The sequence below is a fragment of the Neobacillus vireti genome (assembly GCF_036962345.1).
Classification (GTDB): domain Bacteria; phylum Bacillota; class Bacilli; order Bacillales; family Cytobacillaceae; genus Neobacillus; species Neobacillus vireti_A.
Window position 1 is genome coordinate 38,980 of sequence record NZ_JBALNB010000017.1, and the last position, 23,708, is coordinate 62,687.

Annotated in this window: 25 protein-coding genes and 1 pseudogene; 2 read left to right on the forward strand and 24 right to left on the reverse strand. The window is 39.6% G+C overall.

All coding sequences use genetic code 11. The features are described from left to right. Positions 1–577: 577 nt before the first annotated feature. From V7108_RS19935 to V7108_RS19945, 3 genes are read right to left on the reverse strand one after another with little or no spacing between them, the layout of a single operon-like run. Positions 578–1,009, reverse strand: coding sequence for an Hsp20/alpha crystallin family protein (locus tag V7108_RS19935; RefSeq protein WP_335509672.1), 432 nt, complete (start codon positions 1,007–1,009; stop codon positions 578–580). Between the two features lie 21 nt (positions 1,010–1,030). Continuing rightward, positions 1,031–1,273 carry a spore germination protein gene (locus V7108_RS19940; RefSeq protein ID WP_335509670.1) on the reverse strand — a complete coding sequence of 81 codons (243 nt, stop codon included), beginning with the start codon at positions 1,271–1,273 and terminating at the stop codon, positions 1,031–1,033. Between the two features lie 22 nt (positions 1,274–1,295). Next, positions 1,296–1,550: a spore germination protein gene (locus V7108_RS19945; protein ID WP_335509668.1), complete on the reverse strand. Its 255-nt coding sequence runs from the start codon at positions 1,548–1,550 to the stop codon at positions 1,296–1,298. 302 nt (positions 1,551–1,852) lie between these two features. Here V7108_RS19945 and V7108_RS19950 point away from each other — a divergent pair, with 302 nt between their 5' ends. After that, complete coding sequence (locus V7108_RS19950) at positions 1,853–2,296, forward strand: hypothetical protein (protein WP_335509666.1); 444 nt, start codon at positions 1,853–1,855, stop codon at positions 2,294–2,296. 146 nt (positions 2,297–2,442) lie between these two features. Here V7108_RS19950 and V7108_RS19955 read toward each other — a convergent pair whose 3' ends face one another. From V7108_RS19955 to V7108_RS20030, 16 genes and pseudogenes are all read right to left on the reverse strand, one after another. Next, on the reverse strand, positions 2,443–2,931 hold the full coding sequence (locus tag V7108_RS19955; protein WP_335509664.1) for a (2Fe-2S)-binding protein: 489 nt from the start codon (positions 2,929–2,931) through the stop codon (positions 2,443–2,445). After that, positions 2,931–3,767 carry an FAD binding domain-containing protein gene (locus tag V7108_RS19960; RefSeq protein WP_335569185.1) on the reverse strand — a complete coding sequence of 279 codons (837 nt, stop codon included), beginning with the start codon at positions 3,765–3,767 and terminating at the stop codon, positions 2,931–2,933. The genes V7108_RS19955 and V7108_RS19960 overlap by 1 nt, the downstream gene beginning before the upstream one ends. Beyond that, positions 3,767–6,085, reverse strand: a complete 2,319-nt coding sequence (locus V7108_RS19965) for a xanthine dehydrogenase family protein molybdopterin-binding subunit (protein WP_335569186.1) — start codon at positions 6,083–6,085, stop codon at positions 3,767–3,769. Before V7108_RS19965 ends, V7108_RS19960 begins: the two co-directional genes overlap by 1 nt. A 188-nt stretch (positions 6,086–6,273) precedes the next feature. Further along, on the reverse strand, positions 6,274–7,236 hold the full coding sequence (locus tag V7108_RS19970) for an XdhC family protein (protein WP_335569187.1): 963 nt from the start codon (positions 7,234–7,236) through the stop codon (positions 6,274–6,276). A gap of 175 nt (positions 7,237–7,411) precedes the next feature. Continuing rightward, positions 7,412–8,587 carry an N-acetylglucosamine-6-phosphate deacetylase gene (nagA, locus tag V7108_RS19975; RefSeq protein ID WP_335569188.1) on the reverse strand — a complete coding sequence of 392 codons (1,176 nt, stop codon included), beginning with the start codon at positions 8,585–8,587 and terminating at the stop codon, positions 7,412–7,414. 417 nt (positions 8,588–9,004) lie between these two features. Continuing rightward, on the reverse strand, positions 9,005–9,757 hold the full coding sequence (locus V7108_RS19980; protein ID WP_335569189.1) for a GntR family transcriptional regulator: 753 nt from the start codon (positions 9,755–9,757) through the stop codon (positions 9,005–9,007). A gap of 37 nt (positions 9,758–9,794) precedes the next feature. Continuing rightward, positions 9,795–11,054, reverse strand: a complete 1,260-nt coding sequence (locus V7108_RS19985; protein ID WP_335569190.1) for a Gfo/Idh/MocA family protein — start codon at positions 11,052–11,054, stop codon at positions 9,795–9,797. 12 nt (positions 11,055–11,066) lie between these two features. Then, on the reverse strand, positions 11,067–11,891 hold the full coding sequence (locus tag V7108_RS19990; protein ID WP_335569191.1) for a carbohydrate ABC transporter permease: 825 nt from the start codon (positions 11,889–11,891) through the stop codon (positions 11,067–11,069). 13 nt (positions 11,892–11,904) lie between these two features. Then, positions 11,905–12,834: a carbohydrate ABC transporter permease gene (locus V7108_RS19995; protein WP_335569297.1), complete on the reverse strand. Its 930-nt coding sequence runs from the start codon at positions 12,832–12,834 to the stop codon at positions 11,905–11,907. 95 nt (positions 12,835–12,929) lie between these two features. Then, entirely contained in the window at positions 12,930–14,177 is a 1,248-nt protein-coding gene (locus tag V7108_RS20000) for a sugar ABC transporter substrate-binding protein (protein WP_335569192.1), read from the reverse strand. Positions 14,178–14,823: 646 nt separating this feature from the next. Further along, positions 14,824–15,648 carry an aldo/keto reductase gene (locus V7108_RS20005; RefSeq protein ID WP_335569193.1) on the reverse strand — a complete coding sequence of 275 codons (825 nt, stop codon included), beginning with the start codon at positions 15,646–15,648 and terminating at the stop codon, positions 14,824–14,826. Positions 15,649–15,680: 32 nt separating this feature from the next. Then, the gene (locus V7108_RS20010) at positions 15,681–15,875 is read right to left on the reverse strand and encodes a hypothetical protein (RefSeq protein ID WP_335569194.1); all 195 of its coding nucleotides are present in this window, start codon (positions 15,873–15,875) and stop codon (positions 15,681–15,683) included. A 977-nt stretch (positions 15,876–16,852) separates the two neighbouring features. After that, positions 16,853–17,797 (reverse strand): ABC transporter permease, encoded by a 945-nt coding sequence (locus V7108_RS20015; RefSeq protein ID WP_335569195.1) that lies wholly within the window; start codon positions 17,795–17,797, stop codon positions 16,853–16,855. Next, positions 17,790–18,722 carry an ABC transporter ATP-binding protein gene (locus tag V7108_RS20020; protein ID WP_335569196.1) on the reverse strand — a complete coding sequence of 311 codons (933 nt, stop codon included), beginning with the start codon at positions 18,720–18,722 and terminating at the stop codon, positions 17,790–17,792. Before V7108_RS20020 ends, V7108_RS20015 begins: the two co-directional genes overlap by 8 nt. Positions 18,723–18,762: 40 nt before the next feature. Further along, positions 18,763–18,867 (reverse strand): annotated as a pseudogene (locus V7108_RS26940) (helix-turn-helix domain-containing protein); the annotation flags it as partial. Between the two features lie 65 nt (positions 18,868–18,932). Next, on the reverse strand, positions 18,933–19,133 hold the full coding sequence (locus V7108_RS20030; RefSeq protein ID WP_335569197.1) for a hypothetical protein: 201 nt from the start codon (positions 19,131–19,133) through the stop codon (positions 18,933–18,935). 263 nt (positions 19,134–19,396) lie between these two features. Here V7108_RS20030 and V7108_RS20035 point away from each other — a divergent pair, with 263 nt between their 5' ends. Further along, on the forward strand, positions 19,397–19,672 hold the full coding sequence (locus V7108_RS20035) for a hypothetical protein (RefSeq protein ID WP_335514104.1): 276 nt from the start codon (positions 19,397–19,399) through the stop codon (positions 19,670–19,672). 128 nt (positions 19,673–19,800) lie between these two features. Here the strand turns inward: V7108_RS20035 and V7108_RS20040 are convergent, their stop codons facing one another. From V7108_RS20040 to V7108_RS20060, 5 genes are all read right to left on the reverse strand, one after another. After that, a complete protein-coding gene (locus V7108_RS20040) occupies positions 19,801–20,049 on the reverse strand; it encodes a YjcZ family sporulation protein (protein ID WP_335569198.1) in 249 nt (82 codons plus the stop codon). Between the two features lie 277 nt (positions 20,050–20,326). Beyond that, a complete protein-coding gene (locus V7108_RS20045; RefSeq protein ID WP_335569199.1) occupies positions 20,327–20,809 on the reverse strand; it encodes an LURP-one-related/scramblase family protein in 483 nt (160 codons plus the stop codon). Between the two features lie 180 nt (positions 20,810–20,989). Further along, positions 20,990–22,156, reverse strand: coding sequence for an RNA-guided endonuclease InsQ/TnpB family protein (locus tag V7108_RS20050; protein WP_420489202.1), 1,167 nt, complete (start codon positions 22,154–22,156; stop codon positions 20,990–20,992). Continuing rightward, positions 22,132–22,758, reverse strand: a complete 627-nt coding sequence (locus V7108_RS20055) for an IS607 family transposase (protein WP_420489203.1) — start codon at positions 22,756–22,758, stop codon at positions 22,132–22,134. Before V7108_RS20055 ends, V7108_RS20050 begins: the two co-directional genes overlap by 25 nt. Before the next feature lie 254 nt (positions 22,759–23,012). Continuing rightward, positions 23,013–23,606: a DedA family protein gene (locus V7108_RS20060; protein ID WP_335514109.1), complete on the reverse strand. Its 594-nt coding sequence runs from the start codon at positions 23,604–23,606 to the stop codon at positions 23,013–23,015. Positions 23,607–23,708: the final 102 nt, after the last annotated feature.

Sequence of the window (23,708 nt, forward strand, 5' to 3'; positions counted from 1 at the left end):
AAGAAAAAAATACAGCTCTGGTACTAATTACCCGTTTAGTGATTTTTACTTTCAGAATAATCAAATAAACGTTACTATAGAACCATATTATATCTTACATGAGTCCAACCAGCTAATAGTAAGGAACTTACCGGTCACAGTTCTAAAATAAAATCAATAAAGCAGCTGAACTTCAGGTTTTAATCATTCAAAGGGAGTTGTTCGATTTGAATTTTAAATCCATCCTATGTTTCTTTCGCAGACGACACAAGTACAACTATTACACGAGTAAATGCATTAGGTGCGGAAAAAGCAGCAAATCTATTTAAAAGAAAAATCTAATTTATGTGATATGAATTCAATCAAGGCTATTCTGTAACCGTTGAGGAATCCTATTTTATCGGGGAATTAGATGCATTCTATGACGGTAATTCGGATGAACCAACAAGTAATCAGCAAGCTATTTTACTAGTTGGCAAGGCTAGTAACAAAATAAAGGAATAAGAGATAGCAGAAAATTGGATGAGGAAGAGTCATTGAAATTGCTTTGGGATTTTTGAAAATGGTGTGAAGTGTGTACTCTGGCTATTTTTTAATGTTAGATATTGACCTTTATACTTTCTATCTGTCTTGGATAACTGATGTAAAGGAGTCCATCTTGATACTGAACGGTTAATAAATGTGCCTCAGTTGGTTCTGGTAAATCAATTTCAAAATTTATGTCCCCGTAATATCTTCCCTGCTTTATTGCCAGTTCGTTTGAAATAGGCGGGACTGCAGTCGTTTTTATTGAAATCCGGCTTTTTGATATTAAATTAAATAATAGATTGTTCACTTGAATACCAGGTAATTCTACAAGAATACAGATGGTTGTATCATTTTGATAGATATCGTGTTTGGGTACATCCATATCAAATGTTCTGGCAAAAAACTCTTTTGGGGGCTGCTGATTTAAAACACTGCTCCAAAAATCACTTTGTCTATATTCATTTGTGATTTCCATCCATTTTCTTATTTTTTCAATGTCCATTATATCCCCTCCCCGTTCATTTTATATTAGGTTCGAAATTGGCATGGATGGATTGGCAATTTGATCTTGGTCACTTACGTCCGTATCAAACATTCCTGAGTTCATTTGTGAAAAGGTTGGTGAAAAATCCCCTTGGGAAAAATTTGCACCGATTAATTTAGTATTCGAAGTGTGGCTATTATGAACAGTTGGTCCAATATCAATATTTCCATTCTGGGTTGCTCCATTGACTTTTATATTGAAGATATTAATCTGATAAGGCATGATTTCCTCTCCCTCCTCTAATTTAGAAACCCGGGACTCTTCCTATATTGGTACTATCGGAATTCCCAATATCCGTCATATCATTTACATCTGGATCAATCAGTATATTTTGCAAATTAGCTTCGGTTGGGGACAGGTCACCATAAGATGAGTTAACTCCCTGTATCTTGCTTTTTGCAGTATGACTATTATGTGAAGCTTCACCAATAGTTACTGAGCCATTTCCAGAAATGCTATTTATTTTGAGATTATATAAATTGATTACGATAGATGGCATAACTTCTCCCTCATTCTAGGTAGCAATTTTAGAATAGCGTATGCGTATACCCGCCTAAATGACACCAGAGTTTTTGGGAAGTCCCGAAAATACTGGCTATCTACTCCAAACAGGCCAATGCTGCCAACACTCCGATTGCACTGGCTCCAAGCTCTTCCAATACTAATCGTTCAGATGTTATTCAGTATGTGTAGGAATGAGAAAAAGGACCGGGCAAGATGATTCGGTCCATTGAAGTTTAAGTAAAGTTTATTCACACTCCATCTGCCACAGAATAAAATGGGCGTAGGGGTTGATATCACATGCAAAATGATTGTCAAATTCAAGAAGAGCTTAGGATTATTGCTGTTCTTCAAAGAGAATTAAATTTAGTTACAGCTGGATTATTGTTAACAGGGCAGATCACAATCATTGGAGTTTTTATAACGCCACCTGAATTTAGTCTTTCCTTAAGCGGTCCTTTATTCGGTAGAGCCCGCTTGCACGGTAAAAATGGAAATATTGTTGCTACTGGATTGATTGATGTTCTTGATATCATCATTGCCATTCTTTTAATCGTCGATGAAATCCGCGTGATAAGCTCTGTACTAGGTCCAAGCAGATTTTCAATTAATGTTAGCGGCCCTATTTTTGGAGCGCCGCTCTATCAGCCAACACTTCCGTCCCTAAAAAGGAATTATCGTTTTTATAGAAAAATAGTTTCGAAGCATTTTGATATTGACCCTCTTGTATTTAATCGTAAATAAGGGAATGGTGAACATGTCATTAACCGATTTACCAACAATTAAACCTTCTGATTCTCAGATTTTTCTTTTGGCATTAGTAGTGGGGATTTTTATTTTCTTTTTTACCGAACGAAAAGAAAGTGATTCAAGCCAAATAGGATGATAGGTTATTCAGCATTGCCATCGGCATTACCTTTTATTACTGAAAACATGGCTTCTTCTATTTCTTCATAGCAGGTGCAACGACAAATATTAGAAGCTAACCATTCTTTCATTACCTCATAGGTTGGGCGTGAATGTTTTAAAAGGAGTGCTTGGCAATTCATGATAAATCCCGGTGTACAATAACCGCACTGAAAGGCAAAATGCTTGATGAATGCATGTTGAATTGGAGAATCCTTCAAACCTTCAATCGTTGTAATTCTTGACCCAACAGTCTCGATGGCGAGCATGATGCATGATTTATAAACATTATCATTGACCATCACAGAACAAGCACCGCAATCCCCATTTAAACATCCGGGTTTTGCTCCTGTAAGTGATAGTTGATTACGAAGAACATATAGAAGAGTGTCGATAGGTCGTATATCAACCTGACGCGTTTCGCCATTGACCTCAAGTGAAACACTTATTTTTTTAACAGGGGGATTGGGCATTATTTTCTTCCCTCCATTTCCAAGATCATGTCTGTTAATGTGTTCCGTAATACAAATAATCGGAACTCTTTCGAACCTTCCAAATCATGTAGTATAGGGGTTGGGAGCTGCGCTATTGCGTTATCGATTCGTTTTTCTACAGGTAAATTAGTTTTGTTCAATTCGGTCTCTACCCTTTGCGAGCGGAAGGGATATGGGTAGAGCCCGCTAAAAGCAAACCGAATCTGATGATCAACTTGAATACAAGCTACTGTTAATAAGGGATAACCAGTATCCCATTGCTGGCGTTTTTTTATTGTGACAAATGGTAAAGAAAGATACTTTTTTTCTACGAAGAGCTGAACGAGAAACTGGCCTTCTTCCAATTGAAAGGTTTTATTAAAAATTTGCTGGATGGGAAGCGTTTTTAGGCCATCTTTTCCTGCTACAACCACTTGGCAATCGCAAAGGAGGAATGGCAGAATGGCCTCACGATAAAAAATAACTCCACATAAATTTCCACCGAGTGTTATCTTATTCCTTGCCGTATGGTCAGCAATTCCTACTGATGTTTGTGTTAGCAAAGGGAAGATATTACTTTCTTCAATATAAGTAAGCGGAAGAGAAGCTCCAAAAATAAAATGATCTTGATCAAACTCGTGGGAAAGGGTTTCTTTTATTGCTTTTATATCAATAACCGCTCCAGTCTGAATAAAATTGAGACGGCCGAGTGTTAATATTTCGGTCCCTCCACTATAATACATTGGATATTTGTTTTCTTTTTTTAACATAAAAAATTGTTCCACAGCTTCATTAATCGTAGTGGGTCTATGATATTCAATATTGGCGGCTAGCACTATTTTTCACCCTCCTTTATTTTCCAAAGTAATTCAGGAATAAGAGGTAAATAGTTGATGTCGACTGATAAAGCAGTGGAGAGGCTATTTGCCAGTGCTGCTGGCATCCCGATTAAACCATGCTCCCCAACACCTCTTCCTCCATATGGGGCATCCAGCTGCGGTGTCTCCACAAACGCGACCTCATACTTTGGATGTTCACCAAATCGAATTGGGCGATATGTTCGTAATTGTGGGTTTAGAATTCTGCCATGATCATCAAACCAAAACGTTTCTCTAGCGGCAAAGGAAAGGCCCATACTCATGGCACCTTTTACCTGACCGGTGGCTGTTTTTTCGTTCAGCACTTTTCCAATATCAATGACAGCCACTGCTTTAATAATTCTATACCTGTAGGTTCTTAAATCGAGTTCGATTTCAACTCCCTCTGCTCCTACGGTCCATTCTGGTCCTGGTCTTCCTGCCCCAGTCTCTTTGTCTAAATACGTCATTCCTCTTATCACAAAGTGGCCTCTCCCGATGATTTGTCCCCCAATCGTATTGCCATTGGGAAAGGTATATCCATAGGCAATATCTTTAATGGGAATACTGGCGTTCGGTTCATCGCGTATAAACACTTTTCCATATCCGACTTCTAAATCATCTTCCCGTGCCCTTAAAACAAAGGAGGCGATATTTTTTAGTTGTCGGATAACATCCTCTGCAGCTGCTAATACCGCTCTTCCTCCCATATACGTACCTCTACTTGCAACCGTTTTCCAATGCTCCGGCGTATTTAATGTGTCGACTTCTAGTTGAACATGAATGTCATTCACATCCATTTTTAATCGTTCTGCTAAAATTTGTGCAAGTATCGTTTTGGTACCTGTTCCGATTTCTATCACCCCCGCAATAAGGTTAATACTCCCATCAGGATTAAAAATTAATATAGCCCCCGAACTTGCATTTGGGTCAATTGTAGAAGTCTTCCAAAGGCAACTAATTCCCTTTGCACGAACAAGATGATTTCCAAGATCCTTAATCTGACCTTCCTGCCAATTGATTAATTCTTTTAATTTACTTATGCATTTTGGTAAATTTCCAACTGTACTAGAATTTAAAAGTACTTGGGTTGGAGTGGTATGACCTGGTAAAATTGCATTCTTATTCCTTAATTCAAGTGGGTCGATGTTTAATTTTTTCGCCAGAACATCCATGGTCCGTTCAAAGACAAAGTGAACCTCTGAATGACTGAACCCTCTAAAGGGAGCGGCGTATGGATGGTTCGTGTACATGCATAATGAATCGCACCAAATATTTTCAATATGATAAGGACCTGTACAATCGACAGCTCCCGCGCGGCTTAAATCAATCGATTTATCTGAGTAGGCACCACCATCCCAAAGATAGAGAAGTTCGGCAACTTTAAGAATTCCATCCTTTGTACTTCCTAGCTTTACCTTCGCCTCTAACCCGATATGACCCGGAGATGTCAGCATATCGTCTTCACGGGTATTGATGATTTTTACCAAACGACCATTTACTTCCTTTGTAGCAATATACGCCAATATCTCTAGCTGGGTGGAGGCCTTTCCGCCATATGCTCCACCTACTAATGGAGTATGTACTCTAATTTTCCCGTTGCTAATTCCAAAATACTGACCTATTAATCTTTTAATCATAAATGGCGCCTGGGAGGAAGAAGTAATTTCAATCATTCCATCAGGATGGATTTGGGCAAACGAACTTCTTGTTTCCATTGCCGCATGATCGGAGGGGCGAAAGGCAAAGAGCTCCTCGACGATTACCTCACTTTCTGCCCAGCCCTTTTCCCAATCACCTTTCCGAATTTTTGTTCTTGTGGCAATATTGGTTCCAGGTTCGGGATAAACTCCTTGGATTTTTTCATACTTGTCTAGATTAGGGTGTAGAAGGGGGGCATCTGGTTTTAGTGCTTCGGATGGTGAATTGACAACAGGAAGTAATTCGTATTGAACCTGCACCGCTTGAACGCCTTGCTCAGCTATATTTGGAAAATCCGCTACGACAATCGCAACAACCTCACCATGAAACCGGACACGTTCGGTCGCGATGGGGGGCCGGTCTACTAGCTCCTCTCCGGTGAGGGGATATTTTTCTCCCGTAATAACGGCTCTAACACCTGGGATTTTTAGTGCTTCGGTTTTATCGATACTTTTTATGAGGGCGTGTGCATAAGGGCTAGTCACTAATCTTGCATGCAGCATTTCGTTTGTCTGAAAATCAGCTGTATACTTGGCATGCCCTGTGACTTTTTCATGAGAATCTTTCCGGGGTATTCCTTTCCCAATAATATACATGAACTTTTATCCCCTTTCTTCTCTCATAAATAGAGATTGAAGTTGAGTACAACTTTCTCGTATTCTTCGGTCGTATCAATATCTATAAATGGGTCCTCGGATTCATAATGAATGATTTTTCCTTTAATGGATGGGTTATGCCGGCTGCAAGATAGATTCCGACTATTTTATTTTGCTTCATCATCATTTTACTTCGACGCATTTCTATATAATTGGATGATTTGAGCCATTATACTGACAGCAATTTCTTCGGGACCTTGTGCCCCAATTGGCAGCCCGACCGGGAAATATAGATTATTGGGATATTCTCCCCCGCCTAGCAGACGTGTGGTTCTTTCCTTTGAACCTAATAGACCGATGTAATTTACTTCAGAATTTTTTAAACCTGCAAGGAATTCTTGGTCTTTTAAAAAATTATGGCTCATGATAACGATGTAGTCATTTTTTGAAAAGTGGATTGAATGGATGATATGTAGTGGGGATCCTATGATAAATTGATTGGCGGAAGGAAAATGAGATTCGTGGCAAAGTCCAGGTCTCCAATCACAAAGTGTTATAGTAAACCCTATTTTTGATGCTAATGAAACGAATGGTTTTGCATCTTCACCAGCACCGAATAGGAGTATCCGAGGAGCTGGTGTAAAAAGATAGCTGTATTTATAACCCTCGTTAATTGGCTGAAATTCATAATGATGATTCTTTATGTCTTTTTTAGAAACGATTTGAAATGTAGATTTTTTAAAAGTATAGTCATCTGAAAATACCTTTTCATGAAGGACGGATAATCCTTTTTCTAAAGACTTCTTTAGAAAAAGCAAATCTGTTCTTAATTTTTCTGTTATAGGTTCCAACAGGATTTTAATGACTCCATTACACCCCATTCCTTGTCCCCAGCCGTAGTCATCTACACTGCTTAAATCATACGTGACAACTTGTGGATAGGGTGATTGGAATAACTCCTTACTCCGCAAAAAAAGATCTTCTTCAAGGCAGCCTGGAGAGATCATTCCTATCCTTTCACCATTTTCCATCATAAGCATGGATGTCCCTTCTTTTAAGTAAGCTGAGCCATCGATACGAATGATGGTTGCCAATATGCTTTTTATTGGTGAAAGTTGAAGGGCATCTAAAATCCGAAATAAGGTTGGCATACACATTCCATCTCCTACTATATTCTTTAACTCTTCGATTTAGAATTTATGAATATATAATGGAAAAAATGCAATGAATTAGTGATGAAATTTTTAGGGGTGACAATTTAAGTTTTTGCCATGGGGACGGTTCTGGTGGCTTTTTGGGCCACCAGAACCGTCCCCATGGTTTTGTTTATTTTTCAAAAGCAATTTCACCACGGCAGAGAGTTAGCAGTACTTCCCCTTGACGGTCAACGAGAAAAATATCCGCGTCTTTTCCTTCTTTAATAGAACCTTTCCGATCGAAAACGCCTAATTCTTTTGCTGGGTTGACCGATGTCATTTGAATCATTTCTTCAATCGTGGCATTCGTCCAATTTAGCATATTGCGTCGTCCCTCAGATAGCTTTAAAACACTTCCCGCTAATGACCCGCTTCGAAGAACAGCACGCCCGCCTTCCACAATGACATCCTGTCCACCTAAATCATACACCCCATTTTTTAAGCATTTCGCTCTCATGGAGTCCGTAATTAATACGACCTTTTCAGGACCCTTTACCTGAAAAGCTAATTGCAGCATTTCAGGGCGGCTATGAATCCCATCGGCAATCAATTCAACCGTTAATTCATTGTGTAAAAGTGCCCCGCCTAAAGCACCTGGCTCACGATGATGAAGAGGATTCATTCCGTTATATAAATGGGTAACATGCGATACACCCTTTTCAACCGCTTCCTTCACTTGTTCAAAGCTTGCACTTGTATGCCCCATGGAAGCAATAACATCGGTTTCAACCAAATGACGCGTTAGCGCTAGATCAACGTCCAGTTCTGGTGCCAATGTCACTAGTTTAATGTTGTTGTTTGATAAGCTCTGCCATTTTTTAAATAATTCTACATTCGGTTCAAGGATATAATCCTCATTTTGGGCACCCTTTTTTTCTTTATTAATAAAAGGTCCTTCTAAATGGACACCGATGACTTCAGCCTGACCTGGGTTGTTTTCAGAACGAATAAACTCACCAGCATTCGTTAATGCATTTTCAATACTATCTTTCGGGCTCGTGGTTGTAGTGGCCAAAAATGAAGTCGTTCCTTCAGCAGGCAGCAGTCTTGCCATGGTTTCAAGGGCGTTTGGTGTTCCATCCATTACATCACTTCCACCAGCCCCATGAATATGTACATCAATCATTCCTGGAATCACCCATTCAGCTTGTTCACAATTAATGACCCGATTAGCATGTTCGACAGATGGACAGTTCTCCATCTCACCAACAGCCTCTATGCTAGTACCCTTAATCACGATATACCCATTTTCAATTACATTCGTTTCAGCAGCAATACGGGCATGAGTTAGGACAATTGTTTTCATATGATCACTCCTTATTTTATAGACTGTGTTAAAATTCATTGTTTATTATCAGAACAGCGGCTAAAATGGCTGATGAAGGTCAAATCCGGAGTTTCTTCATTGAACTTTGTCCTTCATTAGCCGGATGAAGGACATATCAAGAACAGATTCAATGAGTTTTTTCCTTCATAAGGATTTTCTCAGAAAAACCACTATTTGTCTTTACCAAGGTTTAAAAAGAAAAAAACGGGCAAAAGCTCCGCCCGATTTTAGCTATTTTTATGCTAAACCAATATCTACCTCAGCCCAGCATCCCATTCATACCTCTTTATCCAACATGTTTTCCGACTAGAATGCCAAGAATGCAGCACCCATGCTCATCCTCTCATAATGTCATCATTATCAGTTAGCGTAAATGTATGGTACTTTTCCATACATTTACGAATTATTTCTTGGATTTAATTCTATCGAATACGAAAATTTATCGCCTCTCGCATAGGATACGGTGTATTCAACGACTGCCTCATGCTCAAACGTGGACCGTTCAATCCTTAGACTTGGAATGGACTCTGGAACATGTAAGATATCCATTACCTCTTGATCAATTAAGACAGCATGAAATCGTTCATGAGCCTTTGTGATTTGCACTCTGTAGTCTTTACTAAAAATTTCATACATCGGTGAATCTTCAAAACGTTCTTTCGTTAAGTTCTCAAACCTTTTCGTCGGTAAATAGGAAATTTCATACATCATGGGTTCAAGGTCTGCTAAACGAAGCCGTGTGATTACATAAACCTCTTCACCTTTTTCAAGATGTAATTTCGATGCAATTTCCGCATTACAATCAACCTTTTCAAAACCAAGTACCTGTGATGAAGGTGTTTTACCAAGGCTTTTCATTTCATTCGTAAAGCTATAAAAGTTAACAAGGCTTTGGTCATAAACTTTCGGTGCAACAAAGCTTCCTTTGCCATGCTTCGTTACAATATATCCATTTTGTTCTAATAATTGCATGGTTTTTCGAACCGTCGTACGGCTCATTTGATACTGATCGCACAGCTCTCTTTCAGAGGGTAACTGGTGGTGCTCCGGCCATGAATTATCTTCTATTTTTTTTACAAGCATTTCTAGCAGTTGATAATACAGTGGCAGTCGAACATCGTGAGTCATAATTAAAAATCCCTCTTTCATTTAGTCGCTCTTTTTATTTCACATTTTATCATTTCAATTAAGGAAGCGATACTAGCGTCCGATGATTTTCAATAAATTCATTAAAATCAACCGTCTTCCCTGTTTTTCTAGATTCTTCAGCGGCAAATACAATTAAATGGCTGTCCACTGAAACAGATGGAGAAGATAAACTATCTGTGATTCCATTTGCTACTCGATAGACAAAGTCTTCCATTATACTTGTATCAGCTCCCATATGACCTCCATCCATGGTCATTGGCGTTACGGTTTCTGTTTTACCATTAAAGTAAGATACAAGGATTTCATTTTTCGTATCATCACCCTCAATCGTCCCCTTTGTACCCATAATTTTAAATTGACGACAATTATTTGCCGTAAATCCAGACATCGTAAAGGCTACAGTGATGTCTTTGTCAAAAAGTAAATTCACGGTTTGATGATCAACTACATCATTGTCTGAGCGCCATACGCAGCGACCATACGGCCCTTCTTGAATCACTTTTAACCGGCTATTGATATCTGAATTTGCTGTTATCGTATTCGCTGGCCATTCATCTCGTTCATGCAGATACCATTTAACGGCTGAATATGGACATTGTTTTTCGACTGCACAATCCAGGCAGCGTTCGGCTGATCCCTCTGGTGCGTTCTCTTCCTTAAAATACGATAATTGGCCATACGATGATACTTTTTGGCACTTCTCACCAATCAACCACTGAAGCATGTCCATGTCATGACAGGATTTCTGTAAAAGCATGGAGCTTGAGGTTTCTTCCTTGCCCCAATTTCCACGGACAAAGCTGTGAGCTTGGCGATAATAGCCAACATTCTCAATCCATTGGATCGACATGATATCGCCAATTACTTTACTTTCCAAAACCTGCTTAAGCTCCTGATAAAATGGCGCATAACGGAGCACGTGACAAACACTTAGCAAAACACCTTTCTTTTCTGCTGCTTCCGCAATCGCCAATACTTCACTCGGATTTGGAGACATTGGTTTTTCTAAGAGGATGTTGTATCCCTTATTAATCGCCGCCATTACTGGTTCATAATGCATTTGATCGGGTGTACAGATTAAAATCGCATCACAAAATTTATCTTGAACTAATAATGTTTCCCAGTCACCTACACACATACTCTCTTCAATATTGTGCGCTTTCGCAAACTTGTTCCGTTTCTCTTCGTCTGGGTCAGCTACAGCTACAAACGAAATTTCATTCGGATACCGTAAAGCATAAGTTCCGTATGCATAATAACCTCTTCCGCCAGCTCCAATCATTGCTGCTGTTATCATGTAAAGACCTCCTTATTTTCCACCTGTAAGGGCGATACCTTCAATAAACTGCTTCTGCAAGAACATAAATAAAACCAACATCGGAATCATCGCTAAGAATGAACCTGCCATCAATACCGGATAGTTTGTCGCATACTGACCTTGTAATGATGCTAATCCAACCGATAACACCATGCTATCTGGTGAGCTATTCACAATTAACGGCCACATAAAATTGTTCCACGCGAACAGTGCTGTATAAATACCTAAGGCAATGAGACCTGGCTTCGCTAACGGAAGCATGATTTTCCAAAAGATTTGGAAATGGTTACAACCATCTAATCGTGCTGCTTCTTCTAGTTCTTTTGGCAGTCCCATAAAGAATTGACGCAAGAGAAACGTTCCGAAAGCGCTAAACAACCCGGGTATAATAACCGCTGGCAAGGTATTGAGTAATCCTAAATTCGCCATAATTTCATACTGTGGTAATAAAAACACCTGGCTTGGTACCATTAATACAGAAAGAACCAGTAAAAATAATACATTCCTTCCAGGAAACTCGATTCGAGCAAACGCATAAGCTGCTAATGAACAGAAAACCAATTGTCCAACCGTGATTCCAATCGTGACAAGGAACGTATTCTTCGCAAAAGTTAAAAATGGCAGTAATTCAAATACTTCTACATAATTATCCCAGTTGAATTGTGTGGGAAACAACAATGGAGGTACTTGAATGGACTCTGCATATGTCTTAAATGTTGTAAGAATCATCCAAACAAACGGAGCAAGCATCGATATCGAACCGATGATTAGTAATATATGGACAAAATATTTCCCCTTATTAGAACTAACTTCCATTTCAATTCCCTCCTTAATCGTAATGTACCCATTTCTTTTGCAGCTTCATTTGGATCGCAGTAATCAAGAGAATAATCACAAGCAATAAGGTTGTAATGGCTGAAGCATAGCCTTTATCACCTAAAACAAATGCATGCTGATAGAACAGATAGACAATTGATTGCGTCTTATCAATGGCAATACTCTTGTCGCTGACAATCATAAAGATCAAATCGAACACTTGAAAGGCATGAATAAACGACATAATCGATACGAAAAAGATAATCGGTGAAAGTAATGGCAGCGTAATACTAAAAAAGGTTCGCCATGGACCAGCACCGTCAATTAAAGCGGCTTCATAATAGGTTTTAGAGATTCCTTGCAAACCGGATAAGAAGATAATCATGTTGTAACCAATACCACTCCAAATCGCAACCACAATAACCGCGTAAAGAGCATATTTCGGATCCGTTACCCAATTTTGTCCTTCAATACCGATTTTAGATAAAAGGAAATTGATTAACCCATAATCACCGTTATACAACCATTTCCAAACCATCGCAATCGCTGCTGGCATTGTGATAACCGGTAAGAAGTAAATCGTACGATAAATGGATTTTCCTTTAATTTTTTGATTGAGCAATACCGCTACAAGGATGGCAAGAAATATCCCAATCGGTACTGTAAAAACAATATAAACAAATGTATTTTGGAAGGATTGTCCTAACTGACTGTCTGTAAACATTCGAACGTAGTTATCCAATCCAATCCATTCGGAAGCACCAAAAGCACTTCTTTCCGTAAAACTAAAATACGTGTTTTGTAGAATCGGCCAAAAGTAAAAGATGGATAATCCAATCATAACGGGTGCGATCATTAGATATCCCCAAAAGTAATCTGATCGTTTTTGGGATTTAGCGTAAGATGTTACTTTTGCTTTCTCAACTTTGTTGGGTGTACCCATTTCTTGGATTTCAGTCATAGACTTGCTCATATTGTGTCACCTCACTTAATAGAATGGAAGGTCAAGCCAAACTCTCGCTTAACCTTCCTAGTAATCTACTTTTTCAAAATTCCTTCAGCCTCAGCTGCTAATTCTTTTGCAGCCTTTTCAACGCTGATTTCTCCACTCCATGCTCTCTTTAAAATATTTGTTTCAGATGCCCATAATGCGCTGGTTTGTTCAATATTCGGCAATGGACGTGAATATTCAACTGCGTCGATAAATGCCTTTAAATTCATAGTAGGTACAGCTTCTAACCATGCGTCTTGTAAACCGTTGTATGCAGGAATGACTGTTCCAGTTTCTGCAAATACTTGTGCTGCATCAGCTGATCCAAGGTACTGAACAAACTTCCATGCAGCATCTTGATTTTTTGTCTTAGCTGAAATAACGTTCGCTAATCCGTGAATCGTAACGGCACGCTCTTTTCCTTGTGGTAATGGGGCAACATCTAAATCTGGATTGTCTTTAAACACTGCCACCCTCCATGAACCATCAAACGTCATCGCTAATTTACCAGACATAAACATGTCAGTAGACCAAGTTTCTGTTAACTGTGCATAGGTTGGTGATAATCCTTCATCGATGAAACTATACCAATACTCTAACGCTTCAATGGCTTCTAACTCAGCAAAACCGGTGCTCTTACCATTGTCCGTAATGATTTCCCCGCCATTTTGCCAAATTAAGTCATAGTAGGAACCTTGGTTTTTCAAATCTGCTGCAATACCATGAATTCCTTTTTCTTTATTTGTTAGTTTGACAGCCGCTTCTTTTAAATCTTCCCATGTCCATGTCTCATCTGGATATGGAACACCTGCTTCGTCAAATATTTTCTTATTATAAAATAATCCTGTTGTATCAAAGTCTTTTGGAACGCCATAAATATCATCATTAATGGTGTATAGGGATGTCAGTGTTTCTGGATAATTGGACATCTCAAATTTATCTTTTTCAATAAGGTCAGTTAATGGTAAAAGCGCTTTACCATTTGCGAAGCGAGCTACATTCGGTCCATTCATCCAAAATACGTCAGGCATTGCTCCACCATTGGCAGCGGTTTCGAGTTTTTGAAAATATTGCTCACGAGGTGTTAATTCAATTTCCACCTTAATCGTTGGGTTTTCTTTCTCGAAATTCTCAATAATTTTTTCAACTGCTGGTACTTGGTCCTTATTCCACATCCCATATTTTAGAGTAACGTTTTCTCCAGCTTTTTTCTCTCCACCTGAACTAGAACTACCACATGCTGCCAAAACCATCATAGTAATTAGTAGCATTAAAAAACCAATACTCTTCTTCATCGTTGTTCCTCCCTTGATCATGTTCAACAAATAATGATGTCATTACCAGTTTGCTTTTAGACAAATAATGATGTCACTACCAGTTTAACTTCGGGCAAATAGTGATGTCATTATCAGATTACCATCGGATAAATAATGATGTTATTGTCAGAGTTCCGAGCGACAAGTAATGTTGTCATTACCAGTTGAATTAATTTCATTATAGCACATGCAAAAACGCTTTCAAGTAGTTTTTTTTCGGAAAACTTATATTTTGTAGTATTTTGTCTAACTGTGTAATTGTTAATCTACTAAATTGGCTGTCCGTCTGCCTACTAGGTGGAAAGCCCATTCATGAGGACCACTTTTCCTACTAATCTTTGATTTCAGACTTCATGGAGCCTTCATGAGGACTATTTTTCCTACTAATCTTTGATTTCGGGCTTCATGAAACCCCCTACCTGCGAATATGTGTTCTTCATCTGCGAATTTTATTCACTTACCTGCATAGATCCCATTTTACCTGCATATTACCTTTGTTTATCTGCCTAACAAATTCATACACCTATACTATTTGTTTACCGGCCACTTTATTCCATTAACGATTAATGTCTAAAAAGCCTGGCTACTATTGGCCAGGCTTTAACAGGTAAGGTGAAGGGTACCACTACCGCGCATGCATTTTATTAGGATGGGACCCTCTGCGTCGGTCGCGATTCAGTTCACTAATTTGGTTCATTTCAGTGGAAGTGAGTTCAAAATCAAATACGTTAAAGTTTTCTTCGATTCTTGATGGTGTAACCGATTTCGGAATGGCGATGGTGTTATTTTGTAAGTGCCAGCGCAGCACCACTTGTGCCGGCGATTTGCCATGTGCCTCGGCAATACTGGTAACCACTTCATCTTTCAGCACCTCTCCACCTTGCTCTAGAGGACTCCATGCTTCAACAAAAATATTATGCTTGGCACAAAACTCTTTTATCTCAGTTTGAGTCAGATATGGATGACACTCAATCTGATTCAATACCGGCACAACTTCACATTCTTTTAAAATGCGCTCTAAGTGTTCAATCTCAAAGTTACAAACCCCAATGGCCTTCACTCGGCCATCATGGTAAAGCTTTTCCAGCGCTTTATAGGTATCTACATACTGGTCAAAATCAGGAGTTGGCCAATGTATCAAATATAAATCAACATAATCAAGACCTAATCTTTCCAAGCTTGCGTCAAAGGCACGCAGCGTATTGTCAAAGCCCTGATCACTATTCCACACCTTGGTTGTAATAAATAATTCTTCACGAGGAATCGATGATTCAACAATCGCCTTCCCAACGCCCTTTTCATTTTTATAGATCATCGCCGTATCAATCGAGGTATAACCAACCTTTAGCGCGACAGCAACTGCCTCTGCTGCCTGATCACTCTCTACTTGCCACACACCAAATCCTAGCTGCGGCATTTTCAAACCATTATTCAGGGTTACAAAATTCATGGGAGCATTCTCCTTTTCAAATCAATATGTATTTACTGTACTAGCTTCATCCCAAAGGTTAAAACCTCAAAACTATTTTTTAAAATAAAACCATAATTCGTTTTATGGTCGATTACGATATCCCCATCTAGATGGCTAATTACCACCGGGTCAATTAAAACTGAAATTTCCGCGACCTTAAATACCTCATCATTCTCCATCTGCTCAGCCTGAGCAAGTTCGTACACATAGGTAGCGCCTCAACCAGTTGTTCGAATTTCATTAATCCTAACAATTGGTTCTGCCCCCAAGACTTTGATAAGCTGTTCACTCGCATCTTTCGTAATATGTACCTTCATTTTTACACCCCCATATAAATTTACCCAACCTGCGTTCGTTCAAACGAGAAAACAAGTAATTGATTGAATATCGGCGTAGCAAATACGAATACTTTTTCCAAATTATCCTATCAAATAACGATATAGAAGGCAATTTGCAAGCGTTATGGGGTGGTTTGGAACTCTTTATGAAGGACAAATTCTAAAGGAAGAGGTAAAAAAACAGGGTCGTGTACGTAGTCGTGCTACCTTCGGACAAGGATGAGGCAAAAATGCATGGGCGTGTCCGAAGCCGTACGAACTTCGGACAAGGAAGAGTCAAAAAGGCAGGAGTGTGTCCGAAGTCGTGTCATCTTCGGACAAGGATGAGTCAAAAATGCATGGGCGTGTCTGAAGCCGTGCCACCTTCGGACAAGGATGAGGCAAAAATGCAGGAGTGTGTCCGAAGTCATGTCATCTTCGGACAAGGATGAGGCAAAAATGCATGGGCGTGTCTGAAGCCGTGCCACCTTCTGACAAGGATGAGACAAAAAAGCAGGGGCGTGTCCGAAGCCGTTTCAACTTCGGACAAAGATGGGTCAAAAAGGCACGGGCGTGTCCGAAGCCGTGCCACCTTCTGACAAGGATGAGGCAAAAAAGCAGGGGCGTGTCCGAAGCCGTGCCACCTTCTGACAAGGATGAGGCAAAAAATGCATGGGCGTGTCTGAAGTCGTGCCACCTTCGGACAAGGATGAGGCAAAAATGCATGGTCGTTACCGAAGCCGTACGAACTTCTCGAGGAACCTTCTAATTTGTCCTTCATCAACTTTTTATGCATAAAAAAAATCGTAATGCACCTATTAAAAATAGACTCATTACGATATTTGTAAGATTTGGGACAAATAAAACTAAGCCGCCACATCTCTCCGTGTAAACAAAAGCCATGAAAGCAAATTGAACACGATAAAATAGACAACGAGCACACCGATAGAAAAAGACATGGTCATTCCCTCTTGGAAAGGATGTCCGCTCAAGTACTGGGTGAGGTCGGTGTTAGCGAACAACAAGTACTTGCTCCAATCGTACCGCTGCAGGAGTTCGAGAATAATATTACCCGCAAAGAAAGCGCCGATGGAAAACCCGATGGCCATTGTGCTGCTTCGGAAGGCAGACGAGATCATAAAGGCCATTGTTACGTACATGACCGTGGATACACTGTTAAGCAGATACGTTTTCCACAGATTGATAACCATATTCGTTTCGACGATTTGCCCATCCGCCGTCATTTGAACCAACGGCAGATCCATATATCCAAAGCCGTATAAAATTCCATTCATGACAATGGATAGTACAAACAAAATGAGTAATAACAGGATGCCGAACAACAGAAACGAGATGTACTTGGAGAGGAGAATCTTGACCCGGTTCGCCGGCCTTATGAGTAACAGCTTAATCGTGCCGGTCGAAAATTCAGCCGCCACACTGTCTCCCGCAATGATGATGGTGAAAAGGGTAATTAAGATGACCAGATTGGCCGAACCGTTCACACCATTCCACATCGTGCCGTCCGTCGAGCGAATATTCTCTTCCAAGTGATAGTTGTTAATCGCAATCTGCTCCTGGTAGAACGTTCGATTCTCTTCGCTCAACTCGGGCATCTTCAACATTTCACTCCATTGTTGATTCTCCTGCTGCAGTTCTGTCCGCCAGCCTTCTCCTTCCGCCTTTTTTCCACTAGAATGCCATTCAATAAAGTTGATATAAAGCACGAGCGCAGCCATGAGTCCGATCAGGACCCAGGTTCTCACCCGCCGGTAAATCTTCATATTTTCATTGCGTACGAGATTAAACAATTTGCTTACCCCCCGTTATTTCCAAGAATCGTTCTTCCAGAGATTGAGAAACCATCTGGACGCCATAAATGCGAATATTGTTTAGCATCAGTCCAACCAGAAGGTCCGGGACACGTTCCTGTTCAGTGCTGACCTCGATGAGCCCTTCCTGATTCAGTTTGACCCCGTGGACCCTCTCCATTTCACTTAATACCTCCAACGCCCGTTCCGGCGGCTTCGCTTGAATTAAATACGTTTGGGCTTGATCGTTTCTTCCGGTAAATTGCTGTACTGGCATGATATCGACCAGCTTGCCGCGCTGAATGATCGCGACCCGGTCGCACATGAGCTCCATTTCAGACAACAGATGGCTGGAGACGACCACGGTGATTCCTTCCGTACGCGTCAATTGCCGCAAATAATCGCGCAGCTCGCGAATCCCCGCCGGGTCAAGACCATTCGTAGGTTCATCAAGAATCAACAATGACGGCCGATGCAGCAGGGCCTGAGCCACTCCCAGTCGCTGGCGCATGCCGAGCGAGTACTTTTTAACTTTGTCATGAATGCGTTCTTCCAGCTTGACCAGCGCAACCACTTCGTCAATCCGTTCCTTGGTTACCCCCGGCACCATGCGGGCGTAATGAATAAGGTTTTGGTAGCCGCTCAGATACTTGTACATTTCCGGACTCTCCACGATGGCGCCGACGTGGCGAATCGCCTGCTCGAATTCAGTTTTGATATTTTTCCCCTTAATCAGGATCTGGCCCTTCGTAATCGACATCAACCCAACAATCATGCGGATGGTGGTTGTTTTACCGGCCCCATTTGGACCAAGGAAGCCGAAAATCTCCCCTCGTGGTACGTCAAAGGTAAGATCGTCGATGATGGTGGTCCGGCCAATCTTTTTGGTCACATTCCTCAAGCTGATGATAGGTTCGTTGCTCATAATGTCCTCCTAAAATGTTAGATTTGTCCTTTTTGCACATTTAGCCTTCGTCATTTTTGTATTCTAAAATATCGCCAGGCTGGCATTCTAAAGCCTTACAGATTGCCTCTAAAGTTGAAAGCCTAACGGCTTTTGCCTTCCCATTAGCGCCGTTACAGACAATTCAGAGAAAGCTTCATTCCTATCAATATTGCTTAATAGTTTCAAGGTTTAATACAAAGCAAGGAAAAACGGAATCATGGCAGCATACATTCCGACTAATATCGGATATTGCAATTTTGATAGTTCAGGAAGCTGCCAATAAGGGGAATTGGGTGACAATCTGGACAACCCCAAAATACAAACGGGCAGAAACGGAATGCCAATAAGAAAAACTACTATTCGTAAAAAGAGCGTTGATCCTTGTTTCATCGAATACACCTCATTAATTTATTGTCTTTTGAAATTTAACACATTATTTATCGTTTCGCAATAAATATTTATTTAATTTTGAAGTATATTTATTGTTACTTTGTTAATTTTTATTGGTTAGCCCAACAATCATACCGCATTACAAAGAACTGCTCACAAACACGAAAAAGCCTGGCGAACGCCAGACCTAGGGTTAGACTTTGGGGAGTTTATTTTATTGATAGAATGAAGAAGTATACTATAATCTTAAAGAGGTGATAGTTGTGAAATTTATTAAGTTGATAGTGGGTTTTATTGGTAGTGTAATTTTAGGGTTGTTATTTATGGGCGGTCTTGATATGGACGATATTAGATTCAGCAGAAATATCAGGAAGTTAAAAAGAGAGAGTTGGTTCAGAGAACTTGCTGATAACGGTAGATATTATGAGAAGATATATCAAAATCAAAAATTCCGAGAATACTTATGTCAAGACAAAATTGTTGAAAAAATAATAAATGATGAACAAGAAAGAACTTATTTAATTTCTTTGATTAAGTAAAACCACTTGGAATTTGATTCCAAGTGGTTCTTGTTTTTAAATTAACTTTTCCTCCCAAAAGAGAACCCGTTAAGATTCACCCGTCTCCCTCTTTTTTCATTTAAGAAGACCGTGATAGGTCAATCCTATTAATCACAGAAAGCAAACGCACCAATAATAATTAATAAAATAAACAACACAATTATAATAATAAAACTATTGCAACCACGTGGTTGTATACATGGGGCAGCAAATCCGTACTGCATTTGTGGCTCACATGGAATAGCATATCCGTATTGCATTTGTGGCTGCATACACGGAGTAGCATATCCGTATTGCATTTGTGGCTGGGGAAGATAATTAGCCCCCATTGTATTTGATGGAATCATGTTATCCATCGTAACACTCCCTTTCATTCGCATGGAGAAACAGTATGTCAATACATAATATACATGCGAAGGAAACTCGAGCCCGTCTAGAATAAAAAAAATAAATTTATTGTCCACAGCACACAGGAGGGTTCTTTCCTATTTTGGGGTAGAATCCACACCTGATTCTTACCATATCTTTCAATCTTCCATGAGTTCGAGTGGAATCCACACCGAAAATCGTTCTTTGATAGGTCAATTAATATCAATCATTTTGCCAAAAGTAAACACATTAAGCCGTCGCTGCTCAGGACCCAGCATTCTGGTCCGCCTTCACACAATCAATGGCGACAACAAGTGCAATCATCATGGTTTCCATCTCATCATTCATGATTTCAACCTGGTAGCTGTCGCCCCAAGTGAACCACTCCTTGCTCACTGTACCGACGACTTTCCCATGCTGCAAAACTTGAAAATCCATATCCCACCAATTACCTTGGACTTCAATGCCTGCTGCATCAATCGTATAACGCGCTTTTAAGAAAGAAAACTCCTTCTTAATCGTTGCTGCTTCTCGGCCATTTACCTCCACATGAAATTGAGGTAAAAAGCTGAACGGCTTTTTCGTAATAAGTGCCACTTCATCTCTTTTTGGATTCATAATGGAGAAAGTCTTTGGAACCCGCAGAAAACTGCCCTCCACGTAATATACATCATTCTCCTGCCGGTCCTTTACCGTGAATTTTCCACTTAAACTAAATACCTTCTGCTTTATGTAAAGTTGCTTCATGTGCCGCCTGCTCCTTTTTAAGTGTTCAAATGTGCACATCTTAAATGATGGGGCAAAGACCCCTTTTTGCTTCAATGCACGCCTCCTCGACAATAGCTCTCTACTAAGGTTGATTCCGTGCTCCGCAAACTCACCCCGGCGAGCCGCCGGTGTCTATTGGTAACCTTCGAGTGGTGAAGATTATCCAACTAAAACTTTATATAGTATTGCGTTTTCTAAGTTTAGACTAGCATTGTAATCCCGATCCAGGTTCGTTCCGCAGTGTTCGCATACAAATGTGCGCTCCGACAAAGAAAGGTTTGTCTTTTTGGTTCCGCAATTTGAACATAATTTACTGCTAGGATAGAATCGATCTACCATTCGCAATTCTATCTTACCTTTTCTACATGCCTGCTCTAGCCATACTCTAAAACGATAAAAATTCTGACTAGCAATCACTCGACTTAAATGTTTATTTTGCATCATTCCGCGAACATTTAAGTCCTCTATGGTAATATAAAGCGGCTTGGTTTTTACCACTTCATTGACCACACTTTTAGTATAGGACCAACGAATATTTGCTAGCCTTCTATGAAGATTTTGAATTCTTACAATCGCTTTTTTAATGTTAGCTCCGTATTCACTAGGATGGATATTATTTTGTTTTTTCCGTACTTTATTCGATTCTAATTTTCGAGCCAAACTACTTTGGGCTCGTTCTATGGTTACCTCTAATCGTCTAACCTTTCTACTTTTATTGATATTACCGAACACATTTCCATCACTAGTGGTTGCGAAATTTTTTAGACCTACATCAATGCCTATCCCTTTTTTACTTAGCGTTTGTTTGGTTTCTTTCCTATCCGATTTGACTAAAAAGCTTATAAAATATCGATCCCCTTTTTGACTGATGGTACAACTGGAAATATCAGTGCCTTGGGGTACATATCCTTTTTCTTTTAAACGGACCCATCCAAGAAAGGGAATCTTAGCTCTATGCCGTTCAATGACAAAGTCCTTTTCATTGTTCTTCGGAAGATAAATTTTTACGTCTTGTTTCCCTTTTTTCTTTAATTTTGGATACTTCGCTTTTCCCTTAAAGAATTTTAGAAAGGCCGTTTCCGCATTGGCTAATGCTTTCTTTCTTGCTTTACTATGACAGGTATTAATCCAAGGCTTATCCGCTCTCAACGTGTGATTCACATATTTAGCAAATTCCATATGCGAGACAAATTTTCCTTCTCTTTCGTATACCTCCTCATTGTGCTTAATATAGGCGTTATATAAAAATCTACAAACTCCTATACCTTTATGGATTTTTACTTTTTGTTTTTTTACCGGTTCTATTTCAACTTTGTAGGCAAACATTTCTTCTCACCCTTTAAACGATTCTTATATTTTCGAAGACCGTAAATCCTACAGCTGAAAACATGAGTAATGGCAATTAAATCCTGCACAAGTTCTTCTTCGGGTGATAATGCTTTATTTTTAACAATGATCATTTTTGTTCCAAACTTTTCGCATAATTGTTGAAACCAATCAAATCCAAATCGTACAAATCGATCTTTATGTGCAATGAAAATGGTTTCTATTTTGTTTTCCATCACTTCATTTAATAAAAGGTTCCACTTTTTTCTTTTATAGTTCAATCCGCTGCCAATGTCTTCAATGGTTTCATCTACGATAACCCCATTTGCATTTGCAAATTGTTTTAAGAATTCTACTTGATTTGACAAATCGTCCTTATGATTTCTGTTAGATACACGAGCATATATAACGGTTTTCCTTTCTTTTAGTTTGGTGTTAGGCCATTTACCAGAAGCCTTTAAATATTGTTCATGTGTATAAAACCTTCTATTGGTCGGGCCCCTATTTGCGATTAAAATCCCATCTCGATCCCAGCGCTGTAAGGTTTTTACTGTGACATTCAATAGACTAGACATCTGAGTAATATTGTAATGTTTTTCCATATTTTTATTATCTCATATAGAGGACATATATCAACACCTTCCTTCACGTATATACACCTTTTTATTTACAGTAAATTCCTCCTTTGATAAAGCTTAATAAAAAAATTTATATTCCTGTTCACCCTAACTATATCAGGTTAACGATAAAAACAGGCAGACCGAGAAGTCAGCCTGCCTTACAAATGTATACAACTCAAAAATACCTTGAACTCTTATAGAAAGATAATCAGCAGTCATCTGTTTTTAAGCAATAATTAGCTCTGTACGCTTATTTTCCGTCTTTTTACAATCAACCAGATAATAAACAGAGCGATAGGAATTAACAAAAAGTTTGCATACTTGCCGAAAATTTCACCCGCTTTTTCCCATTGAGGACCAAGCGCATATCCTAAATAGACATAGACAGCCGTAACTGGCAGCATGGCTAGGTACGTGTAAATGATAAATTTCCAAACACTCATTTTTGCAATTCCACAGGGAATCGAGATAGCCGTCCGGACTCCAGGAATAAATCTCCCTAAAAAGGCAACAGCTCCGCCGTGCTTTTCAAAAAATTGATCCGATTTGTCCATATGCTCTTCTTTTATAAAAAAATACTTTCCGAACTTTAGTATGGCGATCCTGCCTCCATAACGACCCAAAGCGTATAATGTCAGCGGACCCAACACCCCGCCAATGGAACCCGCCAAAATCGCTCCAACTAAATTCATTTCTCCTTGATATACCCAATAACCAGCCAATGGCAATACAAGCTCCGCTGGTACAAATTCAAATGTTAATGCTAGCATAATCCCAAAATAAGATAGTTCTTTAAAAGATTCCACCATTTGCATGATTAGAGCTTCCATTTAAGTACCTCCACCATTTTTTCATTTTAACATCAGGCAATAAACTATACATAAATAACCCACAATAAAAAATTATACCATACAAGTACCAGTGGGACGGTT